Origin of the sequence: Nonlabens sp., from assembly GCF_039941875.1 — a bacterium.
Lineage (GTDB): Bacteria > Bacteroidota > Bacteroidia > Flavobacteriales > Flavobacteriaceae > Nonlabens.
The window spans coordinates 119,753-138,817 of the sequence record NZ_JBDVDQ010000004.1 but is presented as its reverse complement, the minus strand read 5'-3'; the positions used below and the strand labels follow the sequence as shown (position 1 = coordinate 138,817).

Below are 19,065 nucleotides of genomic sequence, written 5' to 3'. Positions count from 1 at the left end.
AGCGCGACGTTAAAATTTTACTAATAACATTGCGTTTCCCTCTAGACCGTAACTAACTAACCAAACCACTCAGCTATGAGGTTATTCTTCGTTGCCATTTTTTTAATGGCTTTTTCTATCTCGTCACAAGCACAGCAGTTTACTATTAAGGGAATAGTAAATGATTCTTTAACTAATGAAAAACTCCTAAGCGCAACCGTTTACCTCGAGAGTGCAAAAGATTCTACTTTAATTACGTACTCTATAACTGATATAGAAGGCGTTTTTACCTTGTCTGGTAATACGGCTTATGAAAAAGTCGCGCTTATCACCTCTTTTCAGGGGTATAAAAATTATTCTAAAACTATAAATCTTAATGATGGTAGAGAGTTGGATCTAGGTGTGATTAACTTGAGTAATGATATAGAATCCTTAAATAGTATAGTAGTTAAAGCTAGAAAAGCACCTATAACTGTGAAACAAGATACTCTAGAGTTTAACGCAAAATCATTTAACACAAAGGCAGATGCTACTCTGGAAGATGTAATGAAAGAGCTGCCAGGAGTGAAGGTAGATAAGGATGGTAAAATAACTGTAAACGGTAAAGAGGTTTCTAAAATACTAGTGAACGGTAAAGAGTTTTTTGGTGACGATCCACAAATCGCACTTAAAAATTTACCAAAAGAAATTATCGATAAAATCCAGGTGACAGAATCTAAAACAGATGCCCAAAAAGCAAATGGTGAAGATGGAGATGCTAACATAAGTGAGATTAATATAACTATAGATGAAGATAAAAATAAAGGTTGGTTCTCGCGATTAACAGCTGGTGGCGGTACCGATGATAGGTACTCCATGAGTGGTATCGTTAATTATTTTAATGAAGATTTTAAATTAAGTGTTCTAGGAAGTAGTAATAATATCAATAGTCCCGGATTCTCCTTTGACGAGATATATGACGCCATGGGTAGTAGTGCTTATTCAATTTCAAGGAGTAGTAACGGTAGTTTTGGTGTTAATGGTGTCAACTTTGGTGGTAGCGGTGGTATAACTTCCAGCGATAGCGCTGGACTTAATATGTCTAACGATTGGGGTAAAGAAGTAAGTGCGTCTTTAAACTACTTTTATGGAGGTAATGATACACAGTCAGCATCTGATAGTCGTCGTACTACGTTTTTACCAGATAGAACATTTAATACAGAAAGTTCTAGCCGTGGTGATAGATCTGGAAATAGTCATAGAATAAGTGGACGTATAGAAGTTAAACCAGATACTCTTACCACTATTAGTGTAAGGCCTAACATAAACCTTTCAGATAACTATAGCGATAGTACGAGTAGTTCTATATCTAGTGATGAAAGTGGTAATAATATTAACACTGTTAATACATCTTCTATATCGGACTCAAAAAATAGGTCTTATAGAGCAAGTCTTAACTTATCTAGAAGAACACAGGAAAAAGGTACTAACTATGGTTTTTATGGAGATTTAAATAAAAATAATAGTGATTCTCAAAGTGATTTTAATAGTACAACAACCACCTTTGATACAGCAGGTAACCCTGAGACTCCAGAGATTCAAGATCAATTAATAGATGAAGAGTCAGATTCACAAAGGTTTTCTATAACTCCATATCTTAATAAGAAGCTTACAGAAACTATGGGACTTGTTTTAAACTATAATTTTGAAGCAGGAAAAGAAACTAATCAGAGAAGCGTTTTTGATAGAGATGGATCTGGTAATTTAGTTTTCAATACGACGCTAAGTAATGATTATGAGGTTAAGAATACACAGCAAAGGCCTAGTGTAGGATTAAAATATAAGAAAAATGATTTAAGGCTAGATGTTAGTGCAGGAGTTATTTATCAAACACTAGATAGTGAAGATCAATTGTTGAGTACTAGTTTTGAGAAGGAGTTTACAGACCCTTATGTAAGAGCAAACCTTAGTTATAAATTCGGTAAGTTCGGTAGGATATATTTAAACTACCGCAATAGTGTAAACGTGCCCAGCGTGCGACAGTTACAGCCCGTAGAAAATAGAACAAACCCTCAAAACATTATTATAGGTAATCCAGATCTTGATGCGAGTCAGCAACATAATATCTACTTTAACTTAAGTCGTTATGATTGGGAAAAGGGTTCTGGTTTTTATTCTGGTGGAGGATTTACCTATACAGATAATAGTGTTGCTGCGATTACGACTACAGATTTAGATCTTATTAGAACCACTACATATGCTAACATAAATGGAGAGTATAACGGTTATCTTTATTCTAGTTTTTCAAAAACATGGAAAAAGGATGCTAGAGAGATAGGTTTTGACTTCAGTTTAAATGCAAATATTTCTCTAGATAAAGGTTTTACTAATGGAGTAGCTTTTCAGTCAGATAATTTAAGTTTTTCTCCTAGTCTAACTTTTGAGTATAGTCTAAGAGATTACATAGATGTAGATCTAGAGTACCAAATCACGGCAAATAAAACGCAATATGATATTCCTTCTATAAGCGATCAGGATTTTGTAAACCAGCGTGTAGCGATTGATATTACTACTTCTTGGCCACAACATGTTATTCTAGGATTGCGTGGTGAGTACAATAAATTTGGAAATATTTCTGGAAATTTTGATGACGATTCTATTGTACTTATAGGTAGTCTAGGGTATAAATTTGCTAAGGATAAAGCGACTGTAAAACTTAAAGCTTATGATATACTTAATCAGATTATAGATACTAATAGAAGTATTACTGGTGATTACGTTGCAGACACGAGTAGCCTTGTTCTTAAGCAATACTTTATGCTTAGTTTTACTTATAAGTTCTCAAAATTCGGTGGTAAAGATCCTAATAGAGATAATGGTTTTTAAATGTTAGATGAGTGTTCCGCTTTCGCGAAAGCGGAATCCATTCCAGACTCAACCTTATTTTATATATAGTTCCCTACTTATGTCAGATTTTACCTTTTTGAAATAGTAGATTACTCTTTTGTGATCAAAATGTGATGTGTTTCTATGTTCTTTGATAAGAGTAAGAGATATAATCATGAAATATATAGGAGCCTTAATTTTAGTATTAAGTAATTTGTTGTTTTTGAGTACAGATAGGGAGTATGTCAAAGATTATCAAAACGGTGTGTTAACAAGTGAAGGTTGGGTAGTAAACGGAGAGAAAGATGGTTACTGGAAATTTTATAATGCTGGTGAGATAAGTGCTCAAGGGCATTTTAAAAGTAATGAAAAAGACGGTTATTGGTATTTGTACACAAATGGCATGTTAGATAAAGAAGGATTTTATAAAAATAACTTTAAGCAAAACTGGTGGGTGTTTCATAATCATAATGGATATCGTACCATTAAAAAACAGTACGAACGCGGCAAAGTTTCCGGTTATGCACTGTACTATAAAAAATCTAGCCTCTCTAAAGTGGAAGAATATAAGTCTAATGAAAAATTAGGTGAATGGACCAGTTACTGGAAGTTTAGAGCAGACCATCCAGGTTTTTCTATGAAAGATTTAAAAAAGTAAAATGGCTAGTTTTTATGACTAACCCATTCATAATCCTTAAATTGCCCCACTTTTAAACTTCCTGTTCTGAAAACAAATCCTATTATAAGAGTTATTATACCTGCCTATAACGAGGCAGATTCTATACCTCTAGTCATAAAAGCAGTGCCTTCTATGGTTACTGAGATAATCGTATGTAGTAATAATTCTAGCGATGACACGGTAATAAACGCTCGTGATGCTGGTGCTACGGTGGTAGAAGAATCTACACCAGGCTATGGAAATGCATGTTTAAAAGGAATGGATTATGTCGCTTCATTACCTGAGCCTACAGATATTATCGTATTTCTAGATGGAGATTATAGTGATTATCCAGAACAACTGGTAGAGTTGGTGTCACCTATAATAGATAAAGATATAGATTTTGTTATAGGTTCTCGAGTTAAAGAATTAAGAGAAGCTGGTTCTATGACCGGACCTCAAATATTCGGAAACTGGCTGGCAACTAGTTTAATGCGATTGTTCTTTAACTCTCGTTTTACAGATCTAGGACCTTTTAGAGCGATTAAGTATGATAAGCTTTTAGAGCTTAAAATGGAAGACCGTACGTATGGATGGACCGTAGAGATGCAGCTCAAGGCTTTAAAGAAAAGTTTTACTTACACTGAAGTTTCTATGAAATACCGCAATAGAATAGGTGTTTCAAAGGTATCAGGTACGGTTAAAGGTGCTATCTTTGCAGGCGTTAAAATTTTGACATGGATTTTCAAATACGGTTTTAAAAAATGATTTTAGAGTGGATATGTATAGTAGTTTATTCTATATCGTTGATTTTGATTTTATTCTATGCTTTTGCACAGCTTAATTTATTAATTAACTATGTAAGAGCACAAAAAATAGTAGATAACTCTCCTTTATTAGATCTTAAGAATCCTGAAGAGGTGCCTTATGTAACTATTCAATTGCCTGTGTTTAATGAAGCATATGTAATGGATAGATTGCTAGATAATATAGCTTTAATAGAATACCCTAGAGAAAAATTAGAAATACAGGTGCTAGACGACTCTACCGATGAGACGGTAGAAACTACAGCGGCACATGTAAATAGACTAGCAGCGACAGGTCTCGATATAGTTCATATCACAAGAACAGATCGCAGCGGATTTAAAGCAGGTGCCTTAAAAGAAGGTCTAGCTATCGCTAAAGGTGATTTAATAGCCATATTTGATGCAGATTTTTTACCAGATGCAAACTGGCTGTATAAAACTATTCCTTATTTTAAAGATTCAGAAATAGGAGTGGTGCAAACGCGATGGGCACATCTTAATCGTGATTATTCTATTCTTACTCAAATACAAGCATTTGCACTAGATGCTCACTTTACCTTAGAGCAAGTAGGTCGTAATTCTAAAGGACATTTCATTAATTTTAATGGAACCGCTGGTGTATGGCGCAAAGAGACTATTTATGATGCAGGGAACTGGGAAGGTGATACTTTAACTGAAGATCTAGATTTAAGTTATAGAGCACAATTAAAAAACTGGAAGTTTAAATACCTAGAACATGTAACTACTCCTGCAGAGTTACCTATAGTTATAAGTGCTGCTAGATCGCAACAGTTTAGATGGAATAAAGGTGGAGCAGAGAATTTTAGAAAAATGTTTAAAAGAGTAGTTTCTTCAGAGATGTCTTTTAAATCTAAAATGCATGGTGTACTTCACTTGTTAAATAGTACGATGTTTCTTAATGTACTTATAGTAGGTATTCTTAGTATACCTATGCTGTATATTAAGAATGAATACGGTCATTTACGTGAGTATTTTATCGTTATGAGTTTCTTCGTAATTAGTACCATCATATTTTTTATATGCTATTGGTACATGTATAAGAAGACTTATGGTAGTGGTGTTAAAAATTTCATATCATACATAGGTATGTTCTTTACATTCTTCTCTATTGCGATGGGATTCTCTTTTCATAATTCTATAGCAGTATTAGAAGGTCACGCAGGTAAGCGCAGTGAATTTGTACGTACTCCTAAGTTTAACTTAAAAGCAATGGGAGGAAATTGGAAAAAAAATAAATACCTCCGTAAAAAAATCAGTCCGCATGTTATTATAGAAGGGATTTTAATGTTGTATTTCGCTTTTGGTATGTATTCTGCCTTTGTAGTGGGGACCGAGCCAGATTTCGGACTGTTTCCTTTTCACTTAATGCTTACTGTTGGTTTTGGATTTGTATTCTTCCGTAGTTTAACAGATAAACAATAATGGAACGCCGGTTAAGTAATGCTCTAGGCATTTTAACCATAATCAATGCTGTTCTTTACGGAATATTTTTTTCCATAGAACGCAAAGAGTTTTCTAGTTTGCTTACTATTTACGTATTGTTGTTTGCTGCATTTGGAGCTTTAATTTATGTTCTGGATATAGCGGCTAAAAAAGATCTTAAACTCTTACCTAGTTTTATAGGAAAACGTTTTTACGGAATGCCATTACTAGGTGGGGTGTTTTTAATCGGACTGTTGTTAAGGTTTTTATTAATTGATAATACGCCACATCTTTCACAAGATTTTTTTAGATTCATATGGGATGGACATCAATTAATTAATGGTTTTAACCCTTATTTATACTTACCAGATGATGTTATAGCTTCTGGAGCAACGCATATCCCAAATGCCTCTTTTTTACATGCTTCTATGGGAGAACTCTCTAGTGGTTTGTATACAAATTATCCACCTTTAAATCAGTTATTCTTTGCCGCAGCCTCATGGTTAGGTGGTGATAGCATTCTAGCAAGTATTGTGTGGATGCGCGTATTCTTAATTCTTGCAGATGTAGGTATATTTATTTATGGTATTAAACTTTTACGCTTGTTGGGTAAGTCAGAGTGGCTCATTGCTTTGTATTACCTCAACCCTTTTACAATTATAGAACTTACTGGTAACTTGCATTGGGAAGGTATGATGGCCTTTTTTCTACTGGCTGCTATTTATCATTTATTAAAAGCGCAAAGAATACAAAGCATGCTTCTTATGGGCTGTGGAATACTTTTGAAATTGTTGCCAGTTATGGCGCTTCCGTTACTTTTAAGGAGATTAAAGTTTAAAAAAGCATTAGTTTATTACTTTTCGGTTTTAGTGATTGTAATAGCAGGATTTAGTCTTTTTGTATCTCAACAATTGTTAGATAACTACGCTGCTTCGGTAGGGTTATGGTTCGGTAAGTTTGAATTTAATGGTAGTATCTATTACTTAGTTAGATATGTAGGTTTCAAGATAACAGGTTACAATATTATAGAGACAGCAGGTAAAATCTTACCATTGTTTACCTTTTTCATTATTATCCTTATTAGTTTTATTCGTAAAAATGAAATTCCAGAAATACTTATTTCAAGTATCATGTTTTCCTTTTTCACATATTTAATGTTTTCTACTACGGTACATCCTTGGTATTTAACTATACCGTTGCTGTTCTCTATTTTTACAAAGTATCGTTTTATGTTGGTATGGAGTTTTACGATATTTTTAACTTATTACGCTTATTCAAATCCAGACTTTGCAGAAAGTAGCTTGCTACTCACTATAGAGTACGTTTTAGTCTTAATAATGTTTATTTTTGATTTGTACAACAATAGGGTTTCTCTCAACAACACACGACCTATTGATGTGCCGTAAAACCTTTAACCATGAAACCTATCATTATATTCTTATTACTGTGTATCCTGGGCTTTGTATCTTACGATTTTTATAAAGATTGGGATAGATTCCACGCACCTGAATACCATTATCAAACAGAGGTTGTTATCGATAAAGACTACCATGACTCCTCGGTAGTGATTGATTACCATGCAGCTATTCAAGACCTTAATTCTTATGTTAAACTTCAATGGACGGCAAACGACATAGATGTAAGATTACCAGAAGAAGATGATTTAGAAACAACACTCGCTGTAGAAAAGTATGCTCAAAAACTTGCGCGTGTTTCTTATCTAGAGCAAAAACTAGCACAGTCTGCAAGGTATAAATCTAAAGGATGGAACAATCAACAGATTATCGATTTTGAAAATAATCACAGTAGTCCTGAAAAAATCAAAACTATAGGACAAAAGAGCTTAATGAAGCAACTCTATAATAATCATTGGGAAAATAGTCAACGCATAGGAGTAAAAAACGTGCTGATTTTTGAAATTCAAAAAGTATTGATTTCAAAAGGATATTCCATTGAATTAGATGGTGTTTTTGCAAAAGCTACTATGGAAGCGCTGGCCAATTTTGAATCAAAAAACAATCTTTTCCCAGATGGGAAAATAGATGTGCTAACTTTTGAGGCTTTATTAAAGTAGTTTTTTAAAGTACTGTATGTCAGTAATTTTACATTATTGTCGTAAGAGTGACGTAAACAAGTCAGTAGTATAATTTGTCCTTCAAACGACTTCATTCTTAGATTTGTTTCACTAATTTGAGATCGTTAAACATATGAACCTAGTAGGTACTAAAATCAGAGAAATACGTCTCAAAAAAGGTATGTCTTAACAAGAGCTTGCTACAGATTCTCAAGTCAGTTTACGAACCATACAACGTATCGAGAATAATGAAAACGAACCGCGTGGTAAAACCTTGCAGCTCATTTGTGAAACACTAGTAATTAATATTGAAGAGTTATTGGATTGCGGAAAACACGAAGACCGACAGTTTTTAATGTTTTTTCATTTGTCTGTTCTTGCGGGCATGTTTATACCTATTGGAAATATCATTTTGCCACTAATATTATGGCTAACTAAAAAAGGCAAAATACAAGGACTTCAAAGAATAGGAGCGAAGCTATTGAATTTTCAAATCGTTTTTCAAACCATTGGATTTATAATCTTTGTTTCAGTATTAATATTAAATATTCTTGATAAAGAAGTTTTTTAATTTCAAACTTTTTAGAGATTGTATTGGCTTTGGGTGTTTTGAACGTCATAGCAGCCATCATTTTTGCTGTTGCAAATTTTCGTGGTAAACAATTCACCTTTCCTAGTATTATTGCTATGATTAAATAAAAAAGGGTTTCTTATTCTTTATAAGAAACCCTTTTTTATTTTAGGCTAAGCCTGCTTTCTACTCACCTCATACTAGTCAGTCCTACGGTGTTTTAAATTATCCACATCAGCCATAAAATTATTATAGCTTAGGCAATCATTTAATTCTATAAAGTAGGACTCAATAAAAGTTAACGATTTACTAAATAATCTATTAGATCATCTTTAAATTAATCACTTCTTGATCTTTAAGTTTACGGTAATGACCACGAGGTAAATCTTTCTTAGTAAGACCACCTAAAACGACACGGTCTAAAACTTTTATCTCATAACCTACAGCTTCAAATACACGCTGTACAATATTATCTTTACCACTGTGGATCTCAATTCCTACTTCGTTATTCTTACCGTTCTCTACGTAGTTTATTTCTTTGATCTCAACCGGTTCGCGATCGATTAAAATACCGTTACGTAACTGCATTAAATCTTCATGCTTAAAGCTACGGTCTAAGGCAACTTGATAAATTTTACGTAGTTTTTGTTTAGGATTGTTCAGTTTGTTAGCTAACTCAAGATCGTTAGTAAATAACATGATACCTAGAGATGCTCTACCTAATCTACCTACAAAGTGCAGACTGTTAGGACTCGCACTCTCCATAAGGTCTAGAACTGTTCTACTAGAACGTTCTCCTTTACGAGGTGAGTTAAATCCTTTAGGTTTATTAAGAATAAAATATTCCTTTTTAGATGGTTGTATAGGCCTATCGTCAAAACGGACTTCATCGCCAGGCATTACCTGATAACCCATTTCTACTACAGGTTTACCGTTTACACTTACACTACCAGCTTTTATATAAATATCTGCATCACGACGACTACATAAACCAGAATTTGCGATGTACTTATTAAGTCTCGTACCTGCTTTGTCTGTCTTTCTTTTAGTAAAACTTTCTGCTTTTTTACGATCTATGTATTCTTTTTTAGTAACAGGTTTTCCAGAACGAGATGTTCCTACTACCTGATTTTTACCACCACGAGTAGTAGGACGCTCGTCAGACTTTTTACCACGAGATGAAGATTTCCCCTTATCGCTATATGGTCTGTCATTACGTCTATCATTACCTTTTGAAGCACCAGCGCTTTTGCCATCACGGCGACCGCTACCTTTACTTTTTGATCCTTCGTTACCTCTACTCATCGTATTAAAAATTTTTTGCAAAGATAGACTTTTAGTTATTTGGATATCAACATGAAATCCAAATTATAATAGACTATTTCTTACGTCTTTAAATGATCTTAAATTGCCTAGATAAAAACATGAAAATCAATCTTTTTTAACATGAGACTCTCATGTTATTTAACGAACATATGTATAGATAATTGAAGTGTAAATGTCGTATAACCTATTCTTCTTGATAAAATAATATAAAGTTAGAATCTACATTCCTGTTCTTATAGCTTCTACAGGATCTAGTCTTGCTGCGATAAAAGCAGGTATGATACCTGCCACTAAACCTATACCGGCACTTACACTTGTACCTAAAAGTACATTATATGAAGAAAGTACAAAGGTGAAATCTTCGGCCATGGCATTTGCTAGCAAGGTTCCTAGCCAAACAAATAATAGTCCGAAAAGACCGCCAAAAAGTGCTAGGATAATAGATTCAAATAAGAATTGAGATAGGATAAAACGTCTTTTGGCACCCAGAGATTTTTGAATACCTATTAAATTCGTACGCTCTTTGACACTTACAAACATGATGTTTGCAATACCAAAGCCACCTACCAGCATAGAAAAACCTGCTATAATGACCCCTATAAAAGTTAATACACTTGTAACCTGGTCTATTAAATCTGCAAAGCCTTTTAAAGGATTGATAAAGAAATTAGTGATTTCATCAGGTTTTAAACCTCTGTAAGAACGTAGTTGCTGTTCAAAGGTTGCGATAAATTCATCTTGATCTACTCCTTTTTTAGGTTTTAAAATAAGAGCAGCGGTTCTGTTTTTATTATTGTCACCATAAATTTTACGTACAAAATTAACTGGCACATAAGCACTACCATCCTTAGAAGGCCCCATAATTCCCTGACCTTCTTTTTCTAACACACCTATTATAGTAAATTTATTCCCATATAATCTAACACGTTTACCTATCGGATCACTATCTCCGAATAGACTAGAGGCAACCTCGCTACCTATTACTGCCACTGGACTACCACTATTAGATTCTGCTCCATTAAAGAAACGTCCTTCCTTTAATTTAAGATTTTCTATATCATAAAAAGATTCTGTACCTGGAGTGATGCTTACACCGGTAGCTGTTTTATCTTCATATTTAATGTTTTCTGGAGAGGCAAAAACCGTGTAAGTAATCGCATCTATGTCATCCATACTACGTTGTAGCATCTGGTACTCGTCATAAGAAACATTAGGGAACTTTTCATATTCATAACGCTCTAATTCTGTAGGACCGAAGGATCTATTCAATACATATATAGTAGAAATATCTAGCGAACTTAGGCCGTCGGTAATTTCATTTTCTAGAGAATCTATGGCTGCTAGAACGCCTATGATAGAAAATATCCCAATAGTCACACCTAGAAGAGATAGAAAAGTACGCAGCAAATTTGTGCGCAATGCATTCATGGCAAAAAAGAAACTTTCTTTTAAAACTCTTAGATAGATGAGCATGGATTGACTTTAAATTTTAAGCAGGTTAAAAATACGCTTTCTCATTGGACAAAAAAGAACCTAATTTGTTACAAAATTGTTGGATTTAATTCCGCTTTCGCGAAAGCGGAACCTCAAATAACTTCTAAACGCACAAGGTGACTTATCTTTGCATCTTAAATACTATCGACAATTGGAAGAGAATTTTAAACTTACAGATCAAGTAGAATTAAAGGAATCGCTGTCTACAAAATGGCAAGCACCCTCTAATATTGCACTAGTTAAATACTGGGGAAAACACGGTGTACAACAACCGGCAAATCCTTCTATAAGTTTTACTCTCGATGCCTGTCGTACTATTACTAGCGTTAATGCGAGTAAGGGAACTCATGGTTTTAGTATAAGTTATGATGGTGTAGATAAGCCAGAATTTGCTCCTAAAATCAAAGCCTATTTTGAACGTATTTCTAGCTATTGTCCATGGATTAAAAGCTATAAATTTGATATCGATACACACAATACATTCCCGCACAGTTCTGGAATAGCGAGTAGTGCGAGTAGCATGGCTGCGCTTAGTGCTTGTGTAATGGATTTTGAGAGCCAGCTTACAGGTACATCTTTAGATTACCATAAAATGTCTTTTTTATCTCGTTTAGGTTCTGGTAGTGCCTGTCGTAGCCTGCAAGGTGCAGCTGTTTTATGGGGCGAGCATGTAGATACTGATAACAGTTCTAACCTTTATGGAATCGATAAAAGTGATTTATTGCATCCTGTTTTTCAAGATTTTCATGATACAATATTGTTAGTAGACAAAGGTGAGAAGGTGGTAAGTTCTACAGTAGGTCATGATTTAATGAATGACCATGCTTATGCTAGTGCAAGATTTGAGCAAGCACAAAGTAATTTAACGATATTAAAAAAGGCGTTAAAAGATGGCGATCTAGCTACTTTCATTAAAATAACAGAAAGTGAAGCGCTTACTTTACATGCGATGATGATGACCTCTCATCCTTATTTTATACTCATGAAGCCTAATACGCTGTCGATAATCGAGGAGATCTGGAAATTTAGAAAAGATACGCAAATACCTGTCTGTTTTACACTAGATGCTGGAGCAAACGTACATATGTTGTACCCTAGCGAGCATAAAGCAGCTGTCGATGGACTGATTAACAACAAATTGACGCAATATTGCCAAAACTCTCATTATATTTGTGATCAGATAGGCACAGGAGCAAAAAAGTGCTAAATTAGTCATATGAAAGGACCTTTATTTTATTCTAAGATTTTACTCTTTGGAGAATACGGCATTATTAAAGACTCAAAAGGTCTCTCGATTCCTTATAACTTTTATAAGGGAGCGTTAAAAATAAGTGACGCATTAACTGATACAGCTGCTCAATCTAATAAGAACCTAGAACGCCTAGCGAGGCATATTGAATCACTTCAAGAAACTGATGAAAACTTTCCTAAGTTTGATATCGCTAGTTTTATGAATGATGTGAATGCTGGAATGTATTTTGACTCCAGTATACCACAAGGGTATGGAGTAGGTAGTAGCGGTGCTCTAGTTGCTGCTGTTTACGATAAGTATGCGATAGAGAAGATTACAGTTTTAGAGAATCTAACTAGAGAAAAGTTATTGATCTTAAAAGATATTTTTGGTCAGATAGAAAGTTTCTTTCATGGTAAGAGTTCAGGACTAGATCCATTAAATTCTTATTTAAGTTTACCGATTCTTATCAATTCTAAAGAAGATATAGAGCCAGCTGGTATACCATCGCAACTTGCGACAGGTAAAGGAGCTGTTTTTCTTTTAGATTCTGGAATAGTAGGAGAGACAGCACCTATGGTTAACATCTTTATGGAGAACATGAAACAAGAAGGTTTCCGTTCTATGTTAAAAGATAAGTTTGTAAAATACACAGATATGTGTGTGGAAGACTTCTTAAGTGGTGATGTAAAAGGACTTTTTGGTAATGTAAAAAAACTATCTCACGTTGTGTTAGATAATTTTAAACCTATGATTCCGGCTCAATTTCATGACTTATGGAAACAAGGTCTAGATACTGGTGACTATTACTTGAAACTTTGCGGTTCTGGTGGTGGTGGCTACATCTTAGGATTTACAGAAGATCTAGAAAAAGCAGAAAAAACACTTGAAGATTATAATCTAGAAGTAGTTTATTCTTTTTAAGAAATAACGATTTATAAAAAAAATGCTCAACTTTAAGTTGAGCATTTTTTGTTTGAAAGCACTTTAAGATTTTACATTAAATCTCTTCTTTCCATGCAAATCCATACGGGCCGTCTTTAGAAACCGCTTTGGAATATGGTTTAAGTTGTTCAAAATCTATTTTTAAGAAAGGGATGTTTTTAACCTCTACTATTATCTCTACCATGTTTATGGATATATTGACCTCTGTAGCTAATAGATTTTCTTGTATTGCCTCTGTAGATGCATACTCTTCCATTAAAGGTGGTTGAGAGCCTTTTTCAATGAATTGTTTTACATCTTCATTATTTTGAACGGTAAGACCACGAGAGCATATAAAGCCGTCACAGAGAATTTGATATTCTTCGTTTACATTTTCAAAAACATAGGCCCATACACTATGCTCATCACCTTCTACAATAACATTAAACTCTCCAAAGGAGTCAGATATATAAATTTCTTCATTCATAAATAAGGGGTGTTTTAAGCAATGATATCACCATCTGGAATGGCTGGTTCTAGCGTTATAGGACTTAGTGTGGGATAGTAATTGCGTTTATAATGTGTGCGCTCATCATCACCTATTTTTCTAATAGCCTGATTACCTAAATTTGTAGTAACCAGTACTTCTTCATCATTAGGAAAATGAGGGAATTTAGTCTTCCATAAAGGATATTTCTTATTCTTTCTAGCTCTGTAAGATTCGTATTCAAACTGCTCGTGATAAGCATGGATAAACTCGTGTGCAAGAATAGAGGCAGCGGTGTTGCGACCTACATTAGATTTATGCCACGATTTTCTCAAATCTTTACGGAACATCGATCCCATCTCATCATAAAAAGTAATGATGTCACGAGTACCTTCATATTGGTTTATAGTTCCATCTCTTATTATTAGGTTTTTACCATGGCTAGATATAAATTCTTCTAGTATATCTACTACACGACCATCAGGAAATTCTAATACTAGAGCCTCTTTTTCATAGATAAAGTCTAGTGTTTTAAATGTATTGTGGACAAATAGATTTGCCTCTGGATTAATATAACGATCTGGATTATAGTGATACGGCTCAAACTGCCACTTACCAGCATTGTTCCAAAGTATTTTTATGTTGCTTTCTAGCATGATGTTCATGATGTGGTAGTTTATTTGAATCTTATTGTTTTACTTCAAATTCTTGCGAGAACGGAACCTCAAACTCGCCATCGCGATTGTAATATTTAACCCTACCCTTTAGGCTATATATTCCATTCTCTAGTGAGTCTAAAGTAATTTTATAAAAAGAAAAATCCCCTACACTATCATATTTCAGGTCAACTTTCTTTCTATTTGATGTTAATTGATCGACTAATACATGACGATTGTATGGATTATGTTGTGCGATTTCAGATGATAAGATAATTTCAGTGTTGTTGGCATTGTTAACAATGGCTTTGGTATCGATATGGTCGAGTACGTGAATACCATCAATATAAGTTCTATATCTTGTCAGGTACTCATATGCATATGACATAGAAATAGCAAGATTATTTTTTAGTATTAAAACATGAGTTTCAGAATTATTTTTTAAGTCATCACTTATTATCATGTTATCATCAATCATGTAAGTTTTGTCAGCTTCAACAGCTGTTTCTAAATAGTCTATAAATTTTTGATATTCTAAAAGTAAAGAATCAGAAACTTTTTTATTTTGATTGATTGAATTATCTAGTTTTCTCTGAATTGCTTTATATATAGTGTCATTTAATTTAAAGCTCCCATATTCATTAGGCTGTTCTATACTTAATTGAGTATAGTATGCCTTCTTTGTATTTAGATTCCTTGTATTAAAATCAAAATTTGTAATAAGAAATGAATTTATAGAGTCATTTTTATTATCTAGGTTACATGATGATAAGCAAGATATGACAATTAAATAGAAAGCTATTTTTTTCATTTGTATGCGTAATTTCGGGCGAGATAAATCCCGCTTTTTTCTATTGCGGTATTATATCAGAATTTCTAATTTTCTTAACTGTTAACTGTTAACTGTTAACTGTTAACTCTTAACTCTTCTTATAATATTCAATCGCCTCCTTAATGCGTTCGATTCTGTTTTCAGGATCTGGGTGTGTGCTTTGAAATTCTGGTGTACGATTAGGGCCACCAGCAGCTTTAAGGATTTCCATAACTCCTATCATTTCGTATGGATCAAAATCTGCGTCTAACATCATTTGCACTCCTAATTGATCGCTTTGCAACTCGTCATCACGACCATATTTCATGGTGATCATTTGTGCTATAGCTTCTGCTGCCTGGCCGCCACCGTCAGTTCCTACACTTACACCTGTAATCACTCCTTGAGCTAGGCCTTGCTGGCTCATTCTAGCGGCGCTGTGTTTTGCAACTACATGACCTATTTCATGTCCTAAAACTCCAGCAAGTTGGTCCACATTTTCTAGCTGGCTATAAAGTGCATAGGTGATAAAGCACTGACCACCTGGTAGGGCAAATGCGTTAATCGTACGCTCGTCTGCTAGTAGGTGAAATTCATATCTGTAATCGGTACCTTTACCTATACTGCTCTGTACTAGTTTTTGCCCTACAGCATCTACTATACCTTGATATTCTTGATTTTGATAGAGACCGCCATGTTGTTGCATCATACTGGGCGCGGCTTGCAGTCCTAAAGCGATTTCTTCATTTACAGTAAGGTCTATATATTGCTTTTCTCCCGTATGTTCATTAGTCTCTGCGCTGCCGCAATATTTTATAACGGCAAATGCCACTATGGCAAGCCCTATAAAAAGTCTGATTTTTCCTCCTCCGCGTTTCATTATGGTAGATTTAGTAGCTACTAATTTACTTAAATCAGTCTTTTAATTTAGAGTTTATACCTTTAATGTGTTCTTCTAGATAACGATTAATGCGTTCTTCACTTATTTTATCCATTCCCATGATGTTCTCTGATCTTAAAAAGGAAACCAGATCTATGGTAGTTAGATAGTCTTTGTATCGCTTTCGCGAAAGCGGAACATAACTATAGTGCCACGGCTCATATTTAAAACCTGTGCGGTTATCATTCATCGTGTAAACCAATTCAAAGTCATACTCTGAACTGTGTTTTTCCATCCAGTCTTTAAGTTTGCAGAAAGGACCGGTCCCATGAAATTTAGAAGGAACTAGTACGTCTCCTGTGTATTTTGCGTTAGTATCTATAATATCCATGTCAGTACCCCAGTGATGTCTAGATGTGCCTGGAACAGTGCTGTATTCTACAATTTTATCAAAAATAGCGTCTGGCTCAAGACCTTGTGCTTCATACTTTTTATACTTGCGATTCCAGATTTGAGTTTGTCGCTTAAAACTTCTATAACCAGAAACCACCGTAAGATTAATGCCGTCTTTTGCAGCTGCTACTTTCATTAAATTAAAGGCAGTTTGAGTTTCTTTTTCTAGAAGGTTTTTAGGGTTAGAAGTTTGTCCGGTAAGTTCTTTTTTATCTATTTGAGAAGTCGTGCCAGTTACTAGCAGTAAGAGGCAACATATAAATCGTATCATAATTTCTTTATCATTTTATAGTGTTCTCCTACACCAGGAATGTCAAATGAGTTGCCTACCAGCTGGTAGTCCATCTTTTCATAAAAAGCTGTTGCGTTAACGCGAGCGTTAAACCATAGTACTTCTATATTACGCTCTTTTAAAATTTGCTCGGCACGTTTAAGTATTTTCTTTCCTATTCCCTTTCCTTGAGCAATTTCTAAAACGGCCATGCCTCTTAATTGATAGCAATAGTGAAGTTTAATATCTTTAATCTGTTCTAGATGTACATCCTTATTCATGAGAAAGGTGGCAACGCCTATAATCTTGTCTTTTTCAAAAGCACCTAGATGGAAGGTAGTGCCTAAATCATCTCCAGAAAAGTGACAATCTTCAATAGGTCTTCCTTTTCTAAGGACAGGCTGCCTAACTGTAAAAGTTTCTCTCGCGGTTACTGGAAGTATTTCAATCATTTTTGTTTACTTGAATTTTTCAAAATAAGATGCGGCATCGATTTGGTAGAATCTTGCAGGCTCTCTACCGTCCCAAAGAAATCGATGATTAATAACCATTCCTAATTTTTTAGCCACTATTTGTGAACCATAATTTAATTCATGAACGTGAGCAACCAGATATTCTAAATTATGATCGTGGAAAGCATGTCTTAAGACCTCTAGTCCAGACTCTGTTGCATAGCCCTTACCCCAATATTTTTTCATGAATCGGTAACCTATGTCCACATATCCTTCTGTTACATTCTTTTTTAATCCAGACCAGCCTAGAAATGCGCCATCTTCTTTTCTTATAACCGCCATTCTTCCCATTTTATATAAAGTAAACTGTCCTTGCGCATTTGATACATAGTCTGTAGCAAAGTTTCTTGCAGCCTCTACATCTTTAAACGCAAAATCACCAGTATAACGCATCACTTCTTCATCACTGTTAAGTTCATAAAGAAATGGTGCGTCTTCTTTTTTAAATGGTCTAAGGTATAACCGTTCTGTTTCTAGCTTTAGAATCATATTCTTACATCACTCCAGCTTTCATTCTGGTCGAATAGGACTTCGGCAAACGGACATAATGGATTTATTTTGCGGCCTTTTTCTTTGGCAAATTCATAACTCTCTGTGATTAACTTTGTGCCTAAGCCGTTTCCTTCATGCGCAGGTTCTACTTCTGTATGGTCTATAGTCATTACATTATCTTGTAGAGAATAGGTTAGCTCTCCTATAGTTTTATCGTCTTCTTTTAGATAAAAAATGCCTCTTGAATCGTTTTCGTTATGTTGTATTGTTGTCATTATTATTTTAAATATAAAATTAAATCAGTTTGAAAGTTGGGCGAAATCATAGCCACTGTTTACCTCTATAGCCTCATTGTCTTTAGTAAATACTCTTGCGGTGTGTGGACCACATAGCAACTCTTCTTTATCAATTACTCTTATATAACTACCTTCTCTTAATCCTACAACTGGTAAATTATTGTAAAAATGAAACTCCTTGATACGTTCTTCTCTAGTTTCTCCCATGTGTGTAGAGGTTGTGTCAGGATCTAGATAATGTGCGTTAATATTATAACCTATAGCACCTGTTGTTTTAAAACTAGCTGGCATAACTATGGGCATGTCGTTAGTGTTTCTCATATTTAAACCACAAATATTACTGCCAGCACTGGTGCCTATGTAAAACGTGCCTGTATAAATTTGCTTGCGCAGGATCTCCATAAGATGAAGGTCATGCAGTGTTTTTACTAGGACAAAAGTATTACCGCCACCAGTAAAAATAGCTTGTGCATTTTTAATAGCATCCTGTGTGTTTTCATATTCATGAATACCTTTTACAGTAACACCGGTGTCTTTAAAGGCTTCTCTTACTTTGTCTGTATATGAGTCGTGAGAAATACCGCCTGGTCTGGCATATGGTATAAAAAGAAGGTTTTTTATATCGTTTGTTTTAAAGGCTTTGAGTATATCTGGTAGTAAATAAGCAAGATAACTACTACCGTGTATGGTAGATGTGCTTGCGATAATCATGTTTCTCATAGATTGCGTTTGCTAGGTTAAACATCGTTAAACTCTAGCAATGATAGGGTTAATTGTACGTTCTTTGTTAATATTAAACTTTTTTGACATTATTTTAAGTCAATTATAAACCTGCC

The 19,065-nt window shown here is 34.5% G+C and carries 20 protein-coding genes; 9 read left to right on the top strand and 11 right to left on the bottom strand.

The window, feature by feature from the left end; genetic code table 11:
- Positions 1-75 precede the first annotated feature (75 nt).
- From ABJF08_RS03690 to ABJF08_RS03660, 7 genes are all read left to right on the top strand, one after another.
- On the top strand, positions 76-2,844 hold the full coding sequence (locus ABJF08_RS03690; RefSeq protein ID WP_348114694.1) for an outer membrane beta-barrel protein: 2,769 nt from the start codon (positions 76-78) through the stop codon (positions 2,842-2,844).
- Between the two features lie 175 nt (positions 2,845-3,019).
- Positions 3,020-3,502 carry a hypothetical protein gene (locus tag ABJF08_RS03685; RefSeq protein WP_348114693.1) on the top strand — a complete coding sequence of 161 codons (483 nt, stop codon included), beginning with the start codon at positions 3,020-3,022 and terminating at the stop codon, positions 3,500-3,502.
- Between the two features lie 66 nt (positions 3,503-3,568).
- Positions 3,569-4,270: a glycosyltransferase family 2 protein gene (locus ABJF08_RS03680; RefSeq protein WP_348114749.1), complete on the top strand. Its 702-nt coding sequence runs from the start codon at positions 3,569-3,571 to the stop codon at positions 4,268-4,270.
- Positions 4,267-5,751 (top strand): cellulose synthase family protein, encoded by a 1,485-nt coding sequence (locus tag ABJF08_RS03675; RefSeq protein WP_348114692.1) that lies wholly within the window; start codon positions 4,267-4,269, stop codon positions 5,749-5,751. Before ABJF08_RS03680 ends, ABJF08_RS03675 begins: the two co-directional genes overlap by 4 nt.
- Entirely contained in the window at positions 5,751-7,157 is a 1,407-nt protein-coding gene (locus ABJF08_RS03670; RefSeq protein ID WP_348114691.1) for a hypothetical protein, read from the top strand. The genes ABJF08_RS03675 and ABJF08_RS03670 overlap by 1 nt, the downstream gene beginning before the upstream one ends.
- An 11-nt stretch (positions 7,158-7,168) precedes the next feature.
- A complete protein-coding gene (locus tag ABJF08_RS03665; RefSeq protein ID WP_348114690.1) occupies positions 7,169-7,825 on the top strand; it encodes a peptidoglycan-binding domain-containing protein in 657 nt (218 codons plus the stop codon).
- A 274-nt stretch (positions 7,826-8,099) separates the two neighbouring features.
- Complete coding sequence (locus ABJF08_RS03660) at positions 8,100-8,396, top strand: DUF4870 domain-containing protein (RefSeq protein ID WP_348114689.1); 297 nt, start codon at positions 8,100-8,102, stop codon at positions 8,394-8,396.
- Positions 8,397-8,717: 321 nt separating this feature from the next.
- Here the strand turns inward: ABJF08_RS03660 and ABJF08_RS03655 are convergent, their stop codons facing one another.
- Positions 8,718-9,722 carry a pseudouridine synthase gene (locus ABJF08_RS03655; RefSeq protein ID WP_348114688.1) on the bottom strand — a complete coding sequence of 335 codons (1,005 nt, stop codon included), beginning with the start codon at positions 9,720-9,722 and terminating at the stop codon, positions 8,718-8,720.
- Between the two features lie 219 nt (positions 9,723-9,941).
- Positions 9,942-11,195, bottom strand: coding sequence for an ABC transporter permease (locus ABJF08_RS03650; protein WP_348114686.1), 1,254 nt, complete (start codon positions 11,193-11,195; stop codon positions 9,942-9,944).
- Positions 11,196-11,367: 172 nt separating this feature from the next.
- Here ABJF08_RS03650 and mvaD point away from each other — a divergent pair, with 172 nt between their 5' ends.
- Together mvaD and ABJF08_RS03640 are read left to right on the top strand one after the other, a co-directional pair.
- Positions 11,368-12,423, top strand: a complete 1,056-nt coding sequence (gene mvaD / locus ABJF08_RS03645; RefSeq protein ID WP_348114685.1) for a diphosphomevalonate decarboxylase — start codon at positions 11,368-11,370, stop codon at positions 12,421-12,423.
- Positions 12,424-12,432: 9 nt separating this feature from the next.
- A complete protein-coding gene (locus ABJF08_RS03640) occupies positions 12,433-13,371 on the top strand; it encodes a mevalonate kinase (protein ID WP_348114684.1) in 939 nt (312 codons plus the stop codon).
- A gap of 76 nt (positions 13,372-13,447) precedes the next feature.
- Here the strand turns inward: ABJF08_RS03640 and ABJF08_RS03635 are convergent, their stop codons facing one another.
- The 9 genes from ABJF08_RS03635 to pepE all read right to left on the bottom strand — a co-directional run bounded on the left by ABJF08_RS03635 (position 13,448) and on the right by pepE (position 18,949).
- On the bottom strand, positions 13,448-13,858 hold the full coding sequence (locus tag ABJF08_RS03635) for a hypothetical protein (protein ID WP_348114683.1): 411 nt from the start codon (positions 13,856-13,858) through the stop codon (positions 13,448-13,450).
- Positions 13,859-13,872: 14 nt separating this feature from the next.
- Positions 13,873-14,523 (bottom strand): hypothetical protein, encoded by a 651-nt coding sequence (locus tag ABJF08_RS03630; protein ID WP_348114682.1) that lies wholly within the window; start codon positions 14,521-14,523, stop codon positions 13,873-13,875.
- A gap of 22 nt (positions 14,524-14,545) precedes the next feature.
- The gene (locus ABJF08_RS03625; RefSeq protein ID WP_348114681.1) at positions 14,546-15,325 is read right to left on the bottom strand and encodes a hypothetical protein; all 780 of its coding nucleotides are present in this window, start codon (positions 15,323-15,325) and stop codon (positions 14,546-14,548) included.
- A 109-nt stretch (positions 15,326-15,434) separates the two neighbouring features.
- Positions 15,435-16,205: a M48 family metalloprotease gene (locus ABJF08_RS03620; protein ID WP_348114680.1), complete on the bottom strand. Its 771-nt coding sequence runs from the start codon at positions 16,203-16,205 to the stop codon at positions 15,435-15,437.
- A gap of 34 nt (positions 16,206-16,239) precedes the next feature.
- On the bottom strand, positions 16,240-16,929 hold the full coding sequence (locus ABJF08_RS03615) for a M15 family metallopeptidase (RefSeq protein ID WP_348114679.1): 690 nt from the start codon (positions 16,927-16,929) through the stop codon (positions 16,240-16,242).
- A complete protein-coding gene (locus ABJF08_RS03610; RefSeq protein WP_348114678.1) occupies positions 16,926-17,381 on the bottom strand; it encodes a GNAT family N-acetyltransferase in 456 nt (151 codons plus the stop codon). Before ABJF08_RS03610 ends, ABJF08_RS03615 begins: the two co-directional genes overlap by 4 nt.
- Before the next feature lie 6 nt (positions 17,382-17,387).
- Positions 17,388-17,930: a GNAT family N-acetyltransferase gene (locus ABJF08_RS03605; protein ID WP_348114677.1), complete on the bottom strand. Its 543-nt coding sequence runs from the start codon at positions 17,928-17,930 to the stop codon at positions 17,388-17,390.
- Complete coding sequence (locus ABJF08_RS03600; RefSeq protein ID WP_348114676.1) at positions 17,927-18,208, bottom strand: GNAT family N-acetyltransferase; 282 nt, start codon at positions 18,206-18,208, stop codon at positions 17,927-17,929. Before ABJF08_RS03600 ends, ABJF08_RS03605 begins: the two co-directional genes overlap by 4 nt.
- Before the next feature lie 24 nt (positions 18,209-18,232).
- Positions 18,233-18,949: a dipeptidase PepE gene (gene pepE, locus ABJF08_RS03595; RefSeq protein WP_348114675.1), complete on the bottom strand. Its 717-nt coding sequence runs from the start codon at positions 18,947-18,949 to the stop codon at positions 18,233-18,235.
- Positions 18,950-19,065 lie beyond the last annotated feature (116 nt).

Bases quoted from the DNA above. Each gene is read 5' to 3' on its own strand.
- ABJF08_RS03690 (WP_348114694.1), top strand. From the start codon at position 76: ATGAGGTTATTCTTCGTTGCCATTTTTTTAATGGCTTTTTCTATCTCG.
- ABJF08_RS03685 (WP_348114693.1), top strand. From the start codon at position 3,020: ATGAAATATATAGGAGCCTTAATTTTAGTATTAAGTAATTTGTTGTTT.
- ABJF08_RS03675 (WP_348114692.1), top strand. From the start codon at position 4,267: ATGATTTTAGAGTGGATATGTATAGTAGTTTATTCTATATCGTTGATT.
- ABJF08_RS03670 (WP_348114691.1), top strand. From the start codon at position 5,751: ATGGAACGCCGGTTAAGTAATGCTCTAGGCATTTTAACCATAATCAAT.
- ABJF08_RS03665 (WP_348114690.1), top strand. From the start codon at position 7,169: ATGAAACCTATCATTATATTCTTATTACTGTGTATCCTGGGCTTTGTA.
- ABJF08_RS03650 (WP_348114686.1), bottom strand. From the start codon at position 11,195: ATGCTCATCTATCTAAGAGTTTTAAAAGAAAGTTTCTTTTTTGCCATG.
- ABJF08_RS03640 (WP_348114684.1), top strand. From the start codon at position 12,433: ATGAAAGGACCTTTATTTTATTCTAAGATTTTACTCTTTGGAGAATAC.
- ABJF08_RS03635 (WP_348114683.1), bottom strand. From the start codon at position 13,858: ATGAATGAAGAAATTTATATATCTGACTCCTTTGGAGAGTTTAATGTT.
- ABJF08_RS03630 (WP_348114682.1), bottom strand. From the start codon at position 14,523: ATGAACATCATGCTAGAAAGCAACATAAAAATACTTTGGAACAATGCT.
- ABJF08_RS03625 (WP_348114681.1), bottom strand. From the start codon at position 15,325: ATGAAAAAAATAGCTTTCTATTTAATTGTCATATCTTGCTTATCATCA.
- ABJF08_RS03620 (WP_348114680.1), bottom strand. From the start codon at position 16,205: ATGAAACGCGGAGGAGGAAAAATCAGACTTTTTATAGGGCTTGCCATA.
- ABJF08_RS03615 (WP_348114679.1), bottom strand. From the start codon at position 16,929: ATGATACGATTTATATGTTGCCTCTTACTGCTAGTAACTGGCACGACT.
- ABJF08_RS03610 (WP_348114678.1), bottom strand. From the start codon at position 17,381: ATGATTGAAATACTTCCAGTAACCGCGAGAGAAACTTTTACAGTTAGG.
- ABJF08_RS03605 (WP_348114677.1), bottom strand. From the start codon at position 17,930: ATGATTCTAAAGCTAGAAACAGAACGGTTATACCTTAGACCATTTAAA.
- ABJF08_RS03600 (WP_348114676.1), bottom strand. From the start codon at position 18,208: ATGACAACAATACAACATAACGAAAACGATTCAAGAGGCATTTTTTAT.
- pepE (WP_348114675.1), bottom strand. From the start codon at position 18,949: ATGAGAAACATGATTATCGCAAGCACATCTACCATACACGGTAGTAGT.